At 66.7% G+C, this 17,291-nt stretch carries 15 protein-coding genes; 6 read left to right on the top strand and 9 right to left on the bottom strand.

What is annotated here, in order from left to right; all coding sequences use genetic code 11:
• Positions 1-1,514: thioredoxin domain-containing protein (locus ACNA7R_RS11835; protein ID WP_416283771.1), on the top strand; the 1,514-nt coding region annotated here is incomplete at its 5' end.
• Between the two features lie 4 nt (positions 1,515-1,518).
• Here ACNA7R_RS11835 and ACNA7R_RS11830 read toward each other — a convergent pair.
• Positions 1,519-1,905, bottom strand: a complete 387-nt coding sequence (locus ACNA7R_RS11830) for a TlpA family protein disulfide reductase (RefSeq protein WP_416283770.1) — start codon at positions 1,903-1,905, stop codon at positions 1,519-1,521.
• A gap of 246 nt (positions 1,906-2,151) precedes the next feature.
• On the opposite strand from ACNA7R_RS11830, the gene ACNA7R_RS11825 reads away from it, so the two are divergent.
• From ACNA7R_RS11825 to ACNA7R_RS11810, 4 genes are all read left to right on the top strand, one after another.
• Positions 2,152-3,954: a PQQ-binding-like beta-propeller repeat protein gene (locus ACNA7R_RS11825; protein ID WP_416283768.1), complete on the top strand. Its 1,803-nt coding sequence runs from the start codon at positions 2,152-2,154 to the stop codon at positions 3,952-3,954.
• A 162-nt stretch (positions 3,955-4,116) separates the two neighbouring features.
• Positions 4,117-5,175 (top strand): Leu/Phe/Val dehydrogenase, encoded by a 1,059-nt coding sequence (locus tag ACNA7R_RS11820; RefSeq protein ID WP_416283766.1) that lies wholly within the window; start codon positions 4,117-4,119, stop codon positions 5,173-5,175.
• A 92-nt stretch (positions 5,176-5,267) separates the two neighbouring features.
• The gene (locus ACNA7R_RS11815) at positions 5,268-6,245 is read left to right on the top strand and encodes a PLP-dependent cysteine synthase family protein (RefSeq protein ID WP_416283765.1); all 978 of its coding nucleotides are present in this window, start codon (positions 5,268-5,270) and stop codon (positions 6,243-6,245) included.
• A 62-nt stretch (positions 6,246-6,307) separates the two neighbouring features.
• A complete protein-coding gene (locus ACNA7R_RS11810) occupies positions 6,308-6,991 on the top strand; it encodes a hypothetical protein (RefSeq protein WP_416283764.1) in 684 nt (227 codons plus the stop codon).
• 30 nt (positions 6,992-7,021) lie between these two features.
• Here ACNA7R_RS11810 and ACNA7R_RS11805 read toward each other — a convergent pair whose 3' ends face one another.
• The 7 genes from ACNA7R_RS11805 to cyaB all read right to left on the bottom strand — a co-directional run bounded on the left by ACNA7R_RS11805 (position 7,022) and on the right by cyaB (position 14,513).
• A complete protein-coding gene (locus tag ACNA7R_RS11805; protein ID WP_416283763.1) occupies positions 7,022-7,546 on the bottom strand; it encodes a DUF5804 family protein in 525 nt (174 codons plus the stop codon).
• Between the two features lie 85 nt (positions 7,547-7,631).
• Positions 7,632-8,879: an LVIVD repeat-containing protein gene (locus ACNA7R_RS11800; protein ID WP_416283762.1), complete on the bottom strand. Its 1,248-nt coding sequence runs from the start codon at positions 8,877-8,879 to the stop codon at positions 7,632-7,634.
• A 228-nt stretch (positions 8,880-9,107) separates the two neighbouring features.
• On the bottom strand, positions 9,108-10,286 hold the full coding sequence (locus ACNA7R_RS11795; RefSeq protein ID WP_416283761.1) for a tRNA sulfurtransferase: 1,179 nt from the start codon (positions 10,284-10,286) through the stop codon (positions 9,108-9,110).
• 49 nt (positions 10,287-10,335) lie between these two features.
• Positions 10,336-11,226: a dihydrodipicolinate synthase family protein gene (locus ACNA7R_RS11790; RefSeq protein WP_416283760.1), complete on the bottom strand. Its 891-nt coding sequence runs from the start codon at positions 11,224-11,226 to the stop codon at positions 10,336-10,338.
• A 75-nt stretch (positions 11,227-11,301) separates the two neighbouring features.
• A complete protein-coding gene (locus tag ACNA7R_RS11785) occupies positions 11,302-12,606 on the bottom strand; it encodes an MFS transporter (RefSeq protein WP_416283759.1) in 1,305 nt (434 codons plus the stop codon).
• A gap of 76 nt (positions 12,607-12,682) precedes the next feature.
• Positions 12,683-13,888, bottom strand: a complete 1,206-nt coding sequence (locus tag ACNA7R_RS11780; protein WP_416283758.1) for a methionine adenosyltransferase — start codon at positions 13,886-13,888, stop codon at positions 12,683-12,685.
• A gap of 82 nt (positions 13,889-13,970) precedes the next feature.
• Positions 13,971-14,513: a class IV adenylate cyclase gene (cyaB, locus tag ACNA7R_RS11775; protein WP_416283757.1), complete on the bottom strand. Its 543-nt coding sequence runs from the start codon at positions 14,511-14,513 to the stop codon at positions 13,971-13,973.
• A gap of 88 nt (positions 14,514-14,601) precedes the next feature.
• Between cyaB and ACNA7R_RS11770 the strand changes: the two genes are divergently transcribed.
• A complete protein-coding gene (locus ACNA7R_RS11770) occupies positions 14,602-15,564 on the top strand; it encodes an FKBP-type peptidyl-prolyl cis-trans isomerase (RefSeq protein WP_416283756.1) in 963 nt (320 codons plus the stop codon).
• A gap of 195 nt (positions 15,565-15,759) precedes the next feature.
• On the opposite strand, the gene ACNA7R_RS11765 is transcribed toward ACNA7R_RS11770, so the two are convergent.
• A complete protein-coding gene (locus ACNA7R_RS11765; protein ID WP_416283772.1) occupies positions 15,760-17,169 on the bottom strand; it encodes a permease in 1,410 nt (469 codons plus the stop codon).
• Between the last annotated feature and the right edge of the window lie 122 nt (positions 17,170-17,291).

The raw sequence follows: 17,291 nt of genomic DNA, 5'->3' as shown, positions 1-17,291 counted from the left end.
CCGTGGTCCTGGAGTTTCTCCTCGAGCACCACGCCTTCACCGGGGACGAGGCCGCCCTCGAGGCGGCCCTTCACACGCTGAGGCAGATGGCCCGGGGCGGCATCCGGGACCACCTGGGAGGCGGCTTCCACCGGTACTCGGTGGACGCCCGCTGGCTCGTCCCCCACTTCGAGAAGATGCTGTACGACAACGCCGAGATTCCCCGGGCGCTGCTCGCCGGCTACCGGCTCACCGGCGACGAACGGTACGCCGACTACGTCCGGGACACCCTCGAGTTCGTCTCCCGGGAGCTGACTCACGAGGAGGGTGGCTTCTTCGCCACGCTGGACGCCCAGAGCGAGGACCCCGAAACCGGCGAGCGCGAGGAGGGGGCCTTCTTCGTCTGGACGCCCGCGGAAGTGCGGGACGTCCTCGAGGACGATCTCGACGCCGAGCTGTTCTGTGCCCGCTACGATATCACCGAGTCGGGCAACTTTGAGGGGCAGAACCAGCCCAACCTCGCGGCCTCGACTTCCGAACTGGCCGACCGGTTCGACCTCGAGGAGCGCGAGGTCCAGGAGCGTCTCGAGAGCGCCCGCGAGAGGCTGTTCGAGGCCCGCGAGGAGCGCCCGCGACCCAATAGGGACGAAAAGGTGCTGGCGGGCTGGAACGGCCTAATGATCTCGACCTGCGCCGAGGCCGCCCTCGCGCTGGGCGAGGATCGCTACGCCGAGATGGCGGTCGACGCCCTCGAGTTCGTCCGCGATCGGCTCTGGGACGCCGAGGAGGGGCGGCTCTCGCGGCGGTACAAGGACGGAGACGTAGCGGTCGATGGCTACCTCGAGGACTACGCCTTCCTCGCTCGCGGGGCGCTGGGCTGCTACGAGGCTACCGGCGAGGTCGACCACCTCGCGTTCGCGCTCGAACTGGCCCGCGGTATCGAGGCCGAGTTCTACGACGCCGAGCGCGAGACGCTGTACTTCACGCCCGAGAGCGGCGAGTCGCTCGTGACCCGGCCCCAGGAGCTGACCGACCAGTCGACGCCCGCCGCCGCGGGCGTCGCGGTCGAGACCCTGCTCGCGCTCGAGGGATTCGCGGGCGAGGACGACGAGTTCGAGGGGATCGCCGCCTCGGTCCTGCGAACCCACGCGGGTCGCCTCGAGTCGAACGCCCTCCAGCACGTCACGCTGTGTCTGGCCGCCGACCGTCTCGAGGCGGGCCCCCTCGAGATCACGGTCGCGGCCGACGACCTGCCCGACGAGTGGCGGGAGGCGTTCGGATCGCGGTACCTGCCCGATCGGCAGTTCGCGCTCCGTCCGCCGACGGCCGAGGGGCTCGAGGAGTGGCTCGCGGCGCTGGGACTCGAGGCCGCACCCCCGATCTGGGCCGGCCGCGAGGCTCGCGACGGCGAGCCGACGCTGTACGTCTGCAGAGATCGGACCTGTTCGCCCCCGACCCACGACGTCGACGAGGCGCTGGACTGGCTCACGGAGTCGGAGGCGGGTGGAGAGCTGGACGACGACGTGCCGTTCTAACGGCTCAGGCCGTTTCGGTCTCGAGTTCGGACTCGAGCTGTCCCGCGATCCAGACGGCCGGCGGGACGTCCTCTTCCTCGACGAACCGGGTGAGCTCCTCGCCCTCGTCGTCCTCGACGACGATCGTCGGAATGTACTCGATATCGTAGGTGTCGACCTTCGGCCCTTCCTTGTTCTCGTCGAGACCGATTTCCTCGATTCGGTCGTCGGGTATCTCGGCTGCCTCGAGCGCCGCCGCGAAGTCGGGCAGCAGCGCTCGGCAGTCCTTACACCAGTCGCCGGCCCAGACCCGGTAGGTCACCTCGTCGCGGTGGGCTGCGAGGGTGTCGACGGCGTCTTCGTAGGAGGCGGCGTCCCACGTCGGGTTCGGTCGCATGGTCTCGAGACTCATACGCAGGGGTTACGTCGTCGGGGGCTTAACGACGGTGTTTCTGGCAGGACGTTCCGGTCACTCGGACGTGCGGAGCGCGACCGTTCGACCTTCCGGATCCGTCCGCGAAGAACTGGTAGATGGCGTACGGTCGAGCGCTGTCGGCTCACGGTCGGCGATCGAAAAGAGCGTGGGTTCTCGAGAGAGGGGAGATCGAGTACGAGCACTGCTACGTGTTTTTATAAATCGAGCGAGAGTCTTGCGCTGATGAGTGTACTCTCGGGGAGAGACGGTCGAATTATGCTGCTCGTGGCCGCGGTCGTCGTCGCTATCGCCGTTAGTGGGGTCGCGCTCTCGTCGGTCGGCGGGGCCGAGGTCCAACCCGCCGCCGGCGATTCCTGGCCGATGGAGGGACACGACTCGGGACAGACGGCGTTCAACCCGAACGCCGTCGGCCCGGACGGTGACGTCGGTCCCGCCTGGATTTCGGTTACCGGCTACGGACCAGGTATAACGGTCGCCAACGACCGAATGTTTGTCGCTGGCGGGGAACGCCGCGGGGCAGTCACCGCCTACGATCCAGCTGAGGGATCCCGGGAGTGGCGGACCCGGCTCGGCGATACGACCTCGTCGAAACCGATCGTCGACGGTGAGACGGTCTACGTCCACGTCTCCGAACAGCAGGGACGGGACGTCGTGGAGGACCGCCACGAAGTAGTGGCGCTGGACGCGGAAACGGGTGACGTCGAGTGGCGGTTCGAAGCCACCGATGACCGCTACGAGTCTACGACCGTCTCCTGGAAGACGCTCACAGTCGCCGACGGTACGCTGTACGTCGTCGGCGAAAACTACGGAGAGAGCCGGACGGACGACGAAGGAGGGTTCGTGCTGTCGATCGACGAGGACGGCGAGGAGCGCTGGCGGACCGATCTCGCCTCGCACGAGATTTCACGCCCCGCAGTCGACGGTGGAACCGTCGTGGTGAGCACGACGGACCTCGAGGACGAACTCGTCGCGTTGGACGCCGCGGATGGCGAAGAGCGGTGGCGGACGGAACACCCCGACGAGGTTCGATTCGCTGCGCCAGCGGTCGACGACGGGTCAGTGTACGTCAACGCCCGAACGCCGCTGGAACTCGACGCCGAGACCGGCGAGGTGACCGCCGACTACGACGTAACCGGGACCCCGTCACGACCGATGGCGATCGCCGACGACCAGCTGTTCGTTCCGGGAGGGGGGAGCCAAGAGTGGGCACCGAGGCAGATATACGCCGTCGAGAGGGCGACCGGCGCCGTCGAGTGGTCGTACGGATCGTCGAGCGAGTTCTCGTCGCGGCCGGTCGTCTCCGACGAGACGGTCTTCGTCGGCGGCTCCGACGGCGTGATGTACGCTCTCGACCGTCAGGACGGAGAGGAGCGGTGGACCTACCGGGTGAATCGTAACTACATGATCAACAACGAGCCGGCCGTCGTCGGGGAGACCCTCTACGTCGGTCCCGTCGATAACCGCGTGTATGCGCTGGTCGAAGGCGGCGACGCACGGGATCCCGTGGTCGTCGGTTTCGTCAGCCGATTCCTTCCCGTCCTCGGTGATTTCGTCGGCTTCTTCGCCGTCGTCGCACTCGCCTATCTCGGCGTCGGAGTGCCGTTCGGTATCGTCGGTGCCATCACCGTACTCGGGATCGTCTCGGGGCTCCGCCTGTCACGGACCCCGCTTCGACTGTTCGCGGCCCGTCTCTTTCGAACGCCCGCCGCCGATGTGAGTCGGCGAACCGAGTTCGCGGGCGCTCTGGTGGCGAGCATCACCGCCGTCCTGGCGGTCGGCGTCGTCTCCGCGCTCACGTTCGGAGCGTTCCCGTTTAACGGGCTGCTTGCAGCCGGTGCCGTCTTCGGCGCCACGTGGGCTGTACTCGCCTACCGGTGGCTTCCGACTCACCCCGACGACCTCGACCGCGAGGCCAGAACCATCAGACGACAGTGGGGCGTTCTCCTGGCCGTCTACGGACTGCTCGTCGGCCTCCTCTATCCACTCGTCGTGTTCGTTGTTCTCATGGGGATTTATTTCGTCTGATGGAGCGTCCGACGGCCGACCGTCTGCGGAACGGGGCGAAAACCCGGCCCTCGAGCGTCGGGGGTGACGCCGTCGAAAGAACCCGGGGCACAAATCCGAGTTCGGTGAGAGATGCGTTCCGAGCCGGTAGTATTTTTACGGGAAGCGAAAGGACTATTATGTATGGTATTCGATGCGATCGGCGATGCCGGCCACGAACAGGTATCGTACTTCACCGATCCGGAGACGGGACTGCGAGCGATCGTCGCGATTCACGACACGACCCTGGGGCCCTCGCTGGGCGGCACGCGGATCCTCGACTACGACTCCGAGGACGCGGCGCTGAAGGACGTCCTCCGGCTCTCGGAGGCGATGACGTACAAGGCGGCCGCGGCCGATCTCCCGCTTGGGGGCGGGAAAGCGGTGATCCTCGGGGACCCCGACGAGGTCAGGACCGAGGCGACCCTCGAGGCCTACGGCCGCGCGGTCGATCGCCTGGGCGGCCGGTACATCACGTCGGTCGACATCAACTCGAGCGCCGCGGAGATGGACGTCGTCGCCCGTCAGACCGACCACGTTGTCGGCGCGAGCGACGGGTTGGAGAACCCGTCGGGAGTGACCGCACACGGCGTGTTCTGCGGGATCCGGGCCTGCGTCGATCACGTCTACGGCCGGGACGACCTCGAGGCCCTCGAGGTCGTCGTCCAGGGGCTGGGGAAGGTCGGGCGGTCGCTCGCCGAGGAGCTGCTCGAGGCCGGGGCCTCGGTGACGGTCTCGGACGTCGACCGAGAGGCCCTCGAGGCGTTCGCGACCGAGCACGGCGCAGACACCGTCGAACCCGACGCGGTGTACGAACGGTCCTGTGACGTCTTCGCGCCGTGTGCGATCGGCGGGATCCTGAACGACGAGACGATCCCCACGCTGGAGTGCGATATCGTCGCGGGCGCCGCGAACAACGTGCTCGCCGAACGACGTCACGCCGAGGCGCTCCGCGAGCACGGGATCCTGTACGCGCCCGACTACGTGATCAACGCCGGCGGGCTGGTCACCGTCGCGAAGGACCACTTCGGGGGCACCTACGAGGAGGCCTACGCGGAGGCCGAGGCGATCGAGGGGCGCCTGCGCGGGATGATCGAACGGGCCGACGAGGAGGGAACGACCGTTCTCGAGGCGGCCGAGGCCTACGCCGAGGAGCGGATCGCGGGCGCGGGCGGCGAGTCGCAGTCGGTGCTACAGCCGTAGGCGCGCCGTCGAGTCGGTTCGTTCGTTCTCAACACCGGCACGTCCTGCGAGGGCCAGTACGGGTTTACGTCTCGGCTTCCTACGCGCTCGCAATGAAGGGAAGTATCCTGGACACGATCGGCTCGCCGCTCGTCCAGGTCGACTCGCCGGAGGGAGCGACCGTCGCCGCCAAGGTCGAATCCTTCAACCCGGGAGGGTCGGCCAAGGATCGGCCGGCCCTCGAGATGATCCGGACCGCCGAACAGGAAGGGCTGATCGGGCCCGGCGACTGGCTCGTCGAACCCACGAGCGGCAACACCGGGATCGGTCTCGCGCTGGTCGCGGCCGCCCGCGGCTACGATCTCACCATCGTCATGCCGGCCTCCAAATCCGAGGAGCGACGACGGATCATGGCCGCCTACGGCGCCGAGCTCGAGCTCGTCGAGGGCGAGATGACGGAGGCCCGCGAGCGCGCCGACGAGCTCGAGGCCCAGGGGGCGGTCCAGCTCGGGCAGTTCGAGAACCCCGCCAACCCGCAGGCCCACTACCGGACCACCGGCGAGGAGATCGTCGAGCAGGTCGGCGACCGCGAGGTCGACGCCTTCGTCGCCGGCGTCGGCACCGGCGGCACCCTCTCGGGAACTGGCCGACGGCTCCGCGAGGAGTTCCCCGAGATGGATATCGTCGCCGTCGAGCCGGCCGAAAACGCCGTCCTCTCGACTGGCGAACCCGGTAACGACGACTTCCAGGGGATGGGGCCCGGCTTCGTCAGCGACAACCTCGACGTCGACCTGATCGACCGCGTCGAGACGGTTCGCCTCGAGGACGCCGAGGACGAGTGTCGCCGCCTCGCCCGCGAAGAGGGGGTCCTCGTCGGCCAATCCAGCGGCGCGACGAGCCTCGTCGCGAACCTGATCGCCGCGGAGATCGCCGAGCCCGAGGCCGACTGCCCCGAGGTACCGGACGTCTTCGACCGCCAGCCCCAGGCGACGCCGGAGACCGACGGCGGAAGTCCCGAGGACTGCCCGCTGGTCGTCACCGTCTTCTGGGACAGCGGCGAGCGCTACCTCTCGACCGGACTGTTCGACTGAGGCTACAGTCGCTCTTTCACCTTGGCGAACCCTCTTTATCTCAGGGACTATCGGTTCGAAGTATGGAACGTCGATCCAGGCGCAGGCTGCTGACCGGGACGGCTGGCACGATCGCCCTCCTCGCCGGCTGCATCGGCGACGATCCGTCGGACGCTAACGACGGGACGGACGACGACGGAACCGAAGACGACGGGACGCCGACCGACGACAACCGGGAGAGCGAGAACGGTGCAGACGACAGCGAGAACGAAGACACCGAGGCGGACGACGGTGAGGAAACCGACGACGACGGGGACGGAAACGGGAACGGTGACGAGGACGGGAGTCCGTCGATCGAGGACGCAGCGTTTACCACCACCCAGCCGCGCTCGGAGCCGGCCGCGACGCTGTTGACCGACCGGGAGGACGCCGACGCGTGGCTCGAGGACCGGGCCGTCGACGAGGAGGCCGCAGCGTTCCTCGAGGAGACCGCGTTCGACGAGGCCTCGCTCGTCGCGCTCGAGGCCCGCGGGCCGAACCTCTGTTACGGACTCGTTCTCGAGACGGCGGCACTCGAGGCGGGAGCGATCCGGCTCGAGGCGCTCGCCGACGACGGCGACGACGCCGGCGGCTGTGCACAACAGGAGATAACGGTGGGTCGGCTGGTGCGAGCCTCCGAGGGCGGCGACCCGGTCGACGAAGGGTCGGTAACGATCGTCGACCACGACGGCGACGCCCACAAGTTCGAACTCGGAACCGGCGAGTAGCATCGATCCGGAAAGAAGCGAGGTCGGGCGCTACGGCGAGTACTCGGCTTCCGTCAGCCGGACGACCAGCGTGTCCGCGACGTCCCGGAGATCGTACTCGGGGAGGTCGCCGTCGGTGCGGCGAACGTACAGCGGTTCGACGAGCCGGGGTCTCGTCGGGGCGACCTCGGTTTCCTCGGCCCCCTCGCCGTCGTCGTCCGCTCCTTCCTCGGGTTCGTCGGGGCGCTCGAGCCCGTAGATCTTGCAGAACTCGCCGGTGTCGCCGGCCTCGAGGGCCCCGTTTCGCAGTTCGTCGGCCAGCGCCCGCGAGAGCCACTCCGTCTCGCTGACCGAGGGCTCCTGGACGAGCGCCTCGTCGACGAACCGGGTGAGATACCAGTCCAGGTCGTTCAGCAGCGAGACCGCCGCGCCGACGCTGACCGTGCGAACGGCGAGGGCGTTCTCGAACGGTCGCTCGAGATCGTAGGTCGCGAGCGCCTCGCGGGAGGTCTCCCTCGAGAGTAGTTCGTACTGGAGGTTCACCTCGGGGTCGCCGACGAGACAGACGCAAGTCACTGTTCGGAGGTGGGTACGTTCCGATAATGGGTGTTTCGTCTCCCGGACGCGTCGCACGGTAAAAATTCGATCGTCGCGCAGGCCGTTAGTATCCCGTGAGCTCGAGGACGTAGAACCCGGTGGTGGCGTCGGCCACGTAGACGCGACCGCTGTCACCGGCGAGCTGACTCTCCGCGCCCCAGGCGAACGGGACGTTGTCCAGCAGATCCAGTCGGGCGGGATCCGCGCTGCGAACCTCGCCGACGCCCTCGGTCGGCATGTACTGGTCGATGCGGACGGGATCTTCGGGATCCGAGACGTCGAACGCCTGAACCCCGGCCTTGTAGTCGCCGCTGAAGACGACGTCCTCCTGGTCGCCGACGCCCCAGTCCGAGAAGTGACCGGTCCACCAGAAGCTCTGCGTCCCGGTCGGCTGCGGGGCGTGTTGCGGGAACTGGAACGAGGACAGGAGTTCGGTCTCCCCGCTGTCGAAATCGACCTCGACGACGTGTTTGTACCCCGGATCGCGGCCGCCGACCTCCTCGCCGAGCAGGACGATGTCCTCCGAGGGGTGGGGAACCGTGTGGTGACACGCCCGAAGCGGGACGTCGGCGTCATCCTGTCGCTCCCGGTAGTCGAACGATGCAACTACTTCGGGGTCGCTCAGATCGCCCAGTTCGATGATCCACAGGCCCGCATCCCAGTGGGCGAGATAGGCGTAGTCGCCCTGGACGTGGGCGGCGTGGATGGTGTGGTCGCCCTGTTGGAAATCGTATACCTCCTCGGGGTCTTCGGGGTCGTTGATGTCGAAGACGACGAACCCGCGTCCGTGACCGCACGTGATGAGGAAGTCGTCGTCGCCGTGGGTGTAGGCCTGCACGTTGTGCGTGCCGCTGCCCGCACCGTCTACGGTGTAATTACCGATGAGTTCGGGGTCGTGCTTGTCTTCCGCATCGACGATCGCCCAATTACCCTCTCCGGGGCCTTCGTTGGCGGTGAAGATCAGCGGCTCCGTAGGGTGGATGTCCGAGTTGCGGATGTCGCCGCCGAAGCCCGTTTCGATCGTCGCCGTCATCTCCGGATCGGTCGGATCCGAGATGTCGACGATCCGTACTTCGGGATCGACCGAGACGAACGACCCGACCGCCGCGAGGTCGAGGTCTTCGTTCACCGCGGCGTGGGTGTTCGCGCCGTCGCGGGCGCCGAGCGTCGAGTGACCGACTAGCTCGAGCCGTGGGCTCCGGCCGCGGCCCCCGCTCGCCGAGGCGACGCCGCTCACGCTTCCGATCGCGCCGACCGCGCCGATCGTTTTCAGTACCGTTCGCCGTTCAACCGACTCCCTGTTGACCACCATAACCATGCTTTCGCTCGACAGGTTTCGTATTGGTACTTGTGATCGTTTGCATTGCTTGAAAGAGAGAGGATAGTTCAAAGTGGACTCTCGAGGAGAATCGATAGCGATACGACGGTTATCCGTCGATCGTTACAGCCGATCGGTGCAGCACTCGGCTCGGAAACCGAGCAAGCGTTTGCAACGCCGTGGCGGTGGGAAGCTAACGGCCTCGAGGACGTGGTCGGACCGTCAGGGCTCGACCAACTCCGCGTTTCGTGCAGCCTCCTCTGCTCGCTCGAAGAGGTCCTCGGGTTCCGCCTCGAGTAGCGGTTTCAGCCGGGCGTTGGTCTCGGCCCGATCGGGCGCGACGCGGTTGCAGCCGGCGTCGATCGTCGACTCCGCGAACGTGCCGATCTCGCGGGCCTGGGCTACGATCTCGGCCTTATCTCGAGTGAGAAGCGGGCGGTGGACCGGCAGGCGGGTCGCGCGGCTCGTGACGCCGAGGTTCTGGACGGTCTGGCTCGACTTCTGGCCGGCGGCCTCGCCGGTGACGATCCCGTGGGCGTCGACGCGCTCGGCCAGCACCTCCGCGGCCCGGTAGAAGAATCGGCGCATCGAGAGCATCCGGCCCTCCTCCATCTCCTCGACGAGCAGCGACATCGTCTCTCCGCCGGGGATCTTGTACACCTGCATGTCGAAGTTGGGGGCGTACCGCGAGAGCACGCGAACGGTCTCCATCGCCCGGGCCTCGTGGTCGATCCCGCCGAACGGCCCCAGGTCGACGTACACCGGGACGATCGGGCTCCCGCGTTTCATCATCTCGTAGGCCGCAACGGGCGAGTCGATCCCGCCGCTGATCATCGCGATCACGGGCTCCTGGGCGCCGAGCGGAAGCCCGCCCGGGCCGGACCGCTCCTCGAGGGAGACGAACGCCCCCTCCCGGCGAACCTCGACGCCGAAGGTCAGATCGGGGTCCTCGAGGTCGACTTCGGGTTCGAACTCGTCGGCGACGGCCGCCCAGATCGCCGATCCGCCCTCCCGGGCGAGGTCCTCGCTGTCGTAGGGCAGGTCCTTGTCGGCCCGTCGGGCGTCGACGGCGAAGCTGCCGCCGTCGTAGCGGGCGCGCGCGGTCTCCTCGAGCGCCTCGAGGATCAGCTCCTTCTCGGTACTGACCGTCAGACACGGGCTGGCAGAGACGACCCCGAACGCGTCGGCCGCCGCGGCCGTCGCGTCCTCGACCGCCGCCTCGGTCGTGTGGATCAACAGTCGACTCCACCGGCGCTCGACCTCCCCGGGAACCGATCGGTCCTCGAGGATCGCTTCGAGATTCTCCGCGAGGAGCCCCTCCATGTACCGCTTGACGGTGTTGCTCTTGGTGTTGATATCCCCGTGGCGGACGAGGACGGTGTCGGCTCCCGGCGGGTGCATACCGGATCGTAGCCGGGCGCGGGTATAAGGGAATTACGAGGGGCGGACGCTAGCGCTCGGCGACCGCGAGGGTTTCCTCGAGGACCGTCCGGATCTCGTCGGTCGCCGCGTCGTCGGTCGCGACCAGCGGCGGGCGGACCTCGTCGGTGGGGATCACGTCGCGGTGGACGAGCCCCATCTTCGTCGCCTGGGCGAACCCGTGGCTCGCGCAGGTCTCGAACAGCGGGGCGATCGCCTCGGCCTGGAGTTCCTGCCCGCGGTCGGTCTCGGCCGCGTCGACCGCCTCGCGGAACGTCCGCGGGACGACGTTCGACAGCGCGTTGATCCCGCCGTCCCCGCCCAGCCGGATCGACGGCACGAGCAGCGAGTCGTAGCCCATCAGACACAGGAACTCCTCGGGGGTCTCCCGAACCAGCGACTGGAAGTACGTGAGGTCGCCGCTCGAGTCCTTGATCCCGACGAACTCGTCCCGTTCGGCGAGAGCCGCGACCGTCTCGGGTTCGATCCGCTGGCCCGTGTACTGGGGGATGTTGTAGAGGACGATCGGCAGGGTCGTCTCCGCGGCGACTCGCTCGAAGAACCGTTCGTTGCCGACGGGGGCGTTCGCGGGGGTGAAGTAGGGCGGCACCAGCGCGGCCGCGTCCGCACCGGCGTCGGCGGCGTTGTCGACGTGGGTGACCGCCTCGTGGACGCTGGTCGCGCCCGAGCAGGCGATCACCGGGCCGTCGGCGTGGTCGACGGTCAGCTCGATCACGCGACGGCGTTCCTCGGGACCGAGACTCGGGAACTCGCCGGAGGTGCCGCAGGCGAAGACGCCGTCGATTCCGCCCTCGCGGAGGTGTGCGAGCAGGTCGACGAGCGCGGCCTCGTCGATTTCGCCGTCGTCGAACGGCGTGACGGTCGGACAGGTGATCCCGCTGAGCGCGTCGTGAAGGTCCATGGAGGAGGCAGCATCGCTCGCGTAAAAATCGTTGCCCTCGCGGCGATACCGCCAGGGTGCGAGACGGCCGGGAGGTCAGGCGGTCGACTCCTCGACGGTCGGGTTCAGGCTCCCGGTGTGGCTGTAGACGCCCGCGACGAGGACCGCACCGGCCAGCAGGGGAACGACGGTGCTCGCCGCGTACATCACCTCGAACCCGATCGTCTCGGCGAACGGCACCGCGATCATCGGCCCGAGTCCGCCGCCGACGTCGCCGAGAACGTTGTTCGTCCCCATCGCCCGTCCCATCCGATCCTCCTCGGTGAGATCCGCCAGCAGGGCGGTCAGCGGACCGCCGACGCCGCCCTGCCCCGCCCCGATCAGCGCGCAGGCGAGCACGACGGCGGGTAGCGAGGGCGCCACCGTCAGGACAGCGAAGCCGACGCAGGCCGTAACCAGAAAGAGGACGAGAATCGGAACCCGTGCGCCGACGGAGTCGCTCAGCGCGCCCCCGATAATCGTAAACACCGCACCGGCCAGCACGGAAACCGCCATCAGCATCCCCGACGTCCCCTGTGCGCCGTACTCGAGGTCGTAGCCGAACGCCGTCGCCGAGATCGTCAGCGCCTCGACCTGCAGGTAGATCACCAGCGTCGAGAACAGAACGCCGACGTACGCGAAGTAGAGCCCGAAGTTGACCAGCCCGACGGTGAGCGCGGGGACGGTCAGCTCGAGGTCCCACGGTTTGACCGAGGAGTCGCGCTCCTCGACGTGGGTCTCGGGGACGACGAAGAAGGCGATGATGCTCGCCAGCCCGGCGAAGGCGGCCGCGAGGACGAACGCCTCGGCGTTGCCGTAGGTCTCGCTGACGACGCCGCCCAGCACGAGTCCCGCGGGAAAGCCGAAGGTGATCCCCGCGCGGACGATCCCCATGCTCGTTCCCCGGGAGCCGGAGTCGCTGACGTCGGCCGTGATCGTGTAGGCCGTCGCGAACACGAGCGCGCTGCCGACGCCCCACATGACTCGAGCGACCATGAACCAGGCCTCGGGGACGTCCGGGAGGAACCACAGCGACGGATGGGCGGCGAGCAGGGCGACGACGTAGCCGAACGTCGCGACGCCCTCGATCGCCAGCCCCGCGATGAACGGTTTCCGGGTGCCGATCCGATCGACGAGCACGCCCGCGGGCGCGTTCGCGACCAGTCTGGTCCAGCGGTTGGCCGCGAGGATCGCCCCGACCATGAACGCCGAGATGCCCAGCACTTCCCCGAGGTTCGGCAGGATCGGGAAGATGACGCCGCCGCCGAACCCGACGAAGAAGGTGCTCGCGACGACGGCGAGGACGACCGACCGGGGGGAGACGTCGAGCGGCTCGCTCGAGTCCGGGGGCGTTTCGGACATGCCAGTGTTTCGATTCGTAACCCGATAGGCCGGACCCGGTCTTGATTATTCCGAAGGACGGAGATCGTGCCGGTAGTTAAAACGTGGTCAGCTCGCCGTCGATCACCTGGCGGGTGATCTCGGTGACGTCGCCGAGTTCGGCGTCGACGATGGCCTCGACGTCGCCCTCGACGTCCTCGAGCGCGACGCCCTCGTCGGTGACGACGTGGACGTCGGCGACGTGGGGCTGGTCGATCGGGCGGCCGATCTGGGAGAGCAGCCGTACACGCAGGTCGCGGATGCCGTCGACGTCGTCGACGACCGACTCGGCGATCGACGTCGAGAGCAGGTTGTAGATCTTCCCGATGTGGTTGACGGGGTTTTTCCCGCTGGTCGCCTCCATCGACATCGAGCGGTTGGGCGTGATGAGGCCGTTCGCGCGGTTGCCCCGACCGACCGAGCCGTCGTCACCCTGCTCGGCAGAGGTCCCGGTCACGGTGAGGTAGATCGAGCCCTCCTCGTAGTCGTCGGCGGTGTTGACGTGGACGTCGACCTCGCGGTCGGTGTGGTCGTCCGCGACCTCGCCGACGAACTCGCGGACCGACTCGACGGCGTCGGCGTACTCGTCCAGGTCGGCGATGTACTCGTCGATCATCGCCGCGGCGACGGTGACGTCGATCCTGTCGCCCTCCCGTTTGCCCATGATCTTCACGTCGGGACCGAGCTCGGGGTGGGTGCTCGCGTACTCGCCGTTCAGTCGGCGCTCGGCCTCGAGGACGATCCGCTCGGTCTCGGTCAGCGGGGCGTGGCCGACGCCGAAACTGGTGTCGTTGGCCATCGGGACGCTCACCTCGTCCTCGCCGAAGACCTCCTGGAGGTCGCCGCTGCCCTCGCCGAGTTTGACGTCGACGACGATGTCCTCGCCGTACTCGAGTTGCGGAACCGTCTCCTCGAGGTACTCGCGGGCGGCCCGCAGCGCGATCGTTTCGGCGGGGATCATCTGCCCCTCGTAGCGTTTGGTCGCGCGGCCGACGATCAGCAGATAGATGGGATCGACGACCTCGCCGCCGCCGAAGGCGGGTGCGGCCTCGCCGGCGACCAGCTGGGTCTCGTCGGTGTTGAAGTGGAGCACCTCGCCGACACGGTCGATGTACTCGCGGGCGAGCGCCCCGGCGACGCTCTCGGCGACGCCGTCACAGATCGAGTCGGGGTGACCGATCCCCTTCCGCTCGACGATCTCGACCTCCTGGTCCTCTACTGCCTGCCGGTCGATCGGCTCGACCCGGATATTCCGCTGACTCATTACTTCGAGTTGACCGAGCGTGGTTCTATAACTTGCGGAAACAGCTCGAGTCGAGAAAATGCGCTCGGGTAATCTCTCCCGGTCAGCCCTCGAGCAACAGCTCCAGATACGACGTCCGGAGCTGCTCGTCGGGATCGAGTCCCAGTCGCTCGAGGATGTCGAACGCGCCCTCGCGTGCGGACTCGAGGTCAGCTTCGCTCGCGACCTCGGTCTCGACTTCGACGTACTCGCCGACGTCGTCGACCCGGTCGAGCGTGATCGTATAGTCCTCGAGTTCGAACCGGTCGCGCTCTTTGCGGACCGTCGCGGCGGGCTCGAACCCCAGCTTCGTCAGGACGGTATCGACCTTCTCGCCGCTGCCGACGGCGGTCTCGACCTCCTCGCGGCTCTTCGAGGCGTCGTCGACGAGAGGGCCCTTGTAGGTGAGTCGAGTCTCGTCGGGATCGTTCTCGGGCCGTTCGGACCGGATCCGAAGCGCCTCGTCGGTCTCCGAAAACGAGCGGTGGGGCGCGTCGTAGTAGGTGTCCTCCTGAACGACGGCGCCGATCGGCGCCGCCTCGAGGTCGTCCAGTCGAGCGCGGACGGCCTCGAGATCGGCGGGGACCTTGACCTCGACCTCGTACATGCGTCGGGGAACGCGGACGGGCCGTAAGTATCGGTCGCTCTCGGGAGAAAACGTCGTACTTAAATGTAGACGGGCGGACGTACAACGTATGACCGAGGAAGAGGAAGCCGAAGCCGAAGCGCAGGCCGATGACGTCGACGAGAACGCAGACGCCGACGAAGCCGAGGGGCTTCAGGCCGGCGACTTCGTCAAGCTCGCCTACACCGCCTACACAACCGAGGACGACCAGCTGGTCGACACGACCGACCCCGAGGTCGCCGAGGAGGAGGGCGTCGCCGACCAGGCCGAGGAGTTCGAGCCGCGAACGCTCGTCCTCGGCGAGGGCCACATCTTCGACGAGGTCGAGGACGCGATCATCGGCGGCGAGGTCGGCGACTCCGGCAGCGTCACGATCGAGGCCGCGGAGGCCTTCGGCGAGTACGATCCGGACGACGTCCAGACCGTCAGCGCCGAGAAGATCGACGAGGACGACCGCTACCCCGGTGCGAACGTCCAGATCGACGGCAAGCAGGGCTACATCAGCACGATCGTCGGCGGCCGCGCCCGCGTCGACTTCAACCACCCGCTCGCGGGTGAGGACGTCGAGTACGAGTACGAGGTCGTCGAGGAGGTCGACGACATCGAACAGCAGGCCGCCGGCCTGTTCGAGATGTATCTCGGGATGGAGCCCGACCTCTGGATCGAGACCGACGAGGTCGAGGAGGAGGTCCCGGTCGAGCCTGACGACGACGAGGACGAGGATGCCGAGCCCGAGTTCGAGACCGAGGTCGTCGAGAAGGAGACGCTCTACCTCGAGGCCACGCCCCAGATGACGATGAACCAGCAGTGGATGATGGGCAAACAGCAGATCGGCCAGGACGTCATCGACAAGCTGGGCGTCGACCGCGTCATCGTCCAGGAGGTCATCGACGGCATGGGCGGCATGGGCATGCCCGGCATGATGGGCGGCATGGGCGGCGCCGGCGGCGAGGCCGACATCGAGGAAGCCCTCGAGGAGGCCGACGTCGACGCCGACGAGATCGTCGAGGAACTCGAAGGCGCCGAGGAGTAACGGCTCCGTTTTTGCGGTTTTCCTAACACCGACCAGACGCGTCACCGTCCGTCCGCTTCGAACGCTTCGAGCCGTCTGGACCAGCAGATAGGAGCACGATTTCGTTGTTCAGAGTGGGAAGTGAAACTCGCGTTACGTAGAGGGAACACAAATACCGACCAACCAGTTGAATTCCCTATTGTTTGTCAAGAGCACTTAATGGTGGTCGTGCGGTCCTGTATCGCTTGGCCCGTCCTCGTGCGTGTCGGCGTAGTCTTCTGGATTCTCTTCGAAGGTTCGCTGGCACGACCGAGAGCAGAGGCGATAGATCGTTCCGTCGTATTCCACGCTCCGGTCGTCCGCCTCGACACGCATCCCGCAAATCGGATCCCGATGCTCGGACGGAGCACCAATCCCTCGCCAGTAGACGAACAGAAGGAAGGCGGACAACGTCAGGAAGACCGTGTTCATGACAAACGTGAAGTCGAACTCGAAGAAAGTCTGGGCGGTCGGATCGGCTTCCCCGACCACCTGCGGAACAAGTCCCAGGTAGCCGAAGAGTTGGCCGATGAGAAACCCGGTCAGCGCCATCGAGACGAAAAAAACGCCGAGGATGTACAGCATGACGTGCCAGCCATAGTATTTCCGAAACACGTTGAGTACGGGAATGGTGATCAGGTCCGAGTAGATGAACGCGATAACGCCGGCGAAGCCAATGCCGCCACTGAACCAGAGTGCGGCGGCAAACGGGACGTTTCCGATGCTTCCCACGAAACTAATCACTGCGATGGTCACGCCCATCACCGCGTTCTGGGCGCTCACAAGTATTCCGTCGCCCTGCATGAATAGCGTGTCCCATACCCACTGCGGGACGAACACGATCACGAACCCTGCGATGAGAAAGCCGAAGATGACGTCTTTGTAGATCATCGACCATTCCTTGCGGTACTGGTTTCCCAGCCGGTACCAGCCACCCCACGATGTCAGCCCGTTACGCCAGTTCCCTCGTGCGGCCAGCCGTTGCTCGTACGTCTCCAGGCATCCTTTCGAGCAGAACCGCAACTTCTCACCGCCGTCTGTCGTGATCGTGTACTCGTCGGTCCCTTCCGTTCCACAGCTCGGGTCCTGGGAGATGTCCGCTTCCCGGTCGCGGGCCTGTAACTCTTCGCGTGCGGTTTCGAACATTTCGGCGGGCAGTGTCGCCCGCACGATGACGTTCACGAGTATTATCAGGAAAATCGCGCCGATCAACTCGCCAAGCAGGAACTGCCAGCCCAGCAGGATCAGTAACATCAGGCCCAGTTCGACAATAATATTCGTGCTGGCGAACATGAACGTAAACACATTTGCCGGGTGCGCGCCCTTCATGAAGAGCCCTTTACCGATGGCGGCCCCGCCGTAGCTGCAGCCGCTACTGGCCGCACCAAAGATCGTTGCCAGTCCGATCCCCTTCGGATCCTGCTCACCGAGGTATGCGGCCATACGCTCTTTCGAGACGTACAACTGAACGAGGCTGGTCACCATCACACCCGACAGAATCGCCCACCCCGCGACCCAGAGATAGCCAAAGCCGATCCGAAACCCGTCGAGGACATCGCCGAGTAACAGCGGGGTATTACTGATCATATAGCGCTCTTGGAAGAGTGTCGACGGGGAGATACATAAACCGATAACCACTACCCGCCGATAGTCATCCCTTCTGGCGGAGTTCCGTACGAGATTCCACCTGTATCCACCAATCCGGCGGG

Source organism: Natronococcus sp. (genome assembly GCF_047921035.1).
GTDB lineage: Archaea > Halobacteriota > Halobacteria > Halobacteriales > Natrialbaceae > Natronococcus.
Note: the sequence above shows the minus strand (reverse complement) of the source record. Positions and strands in the feature narration are given on the sequence as shown.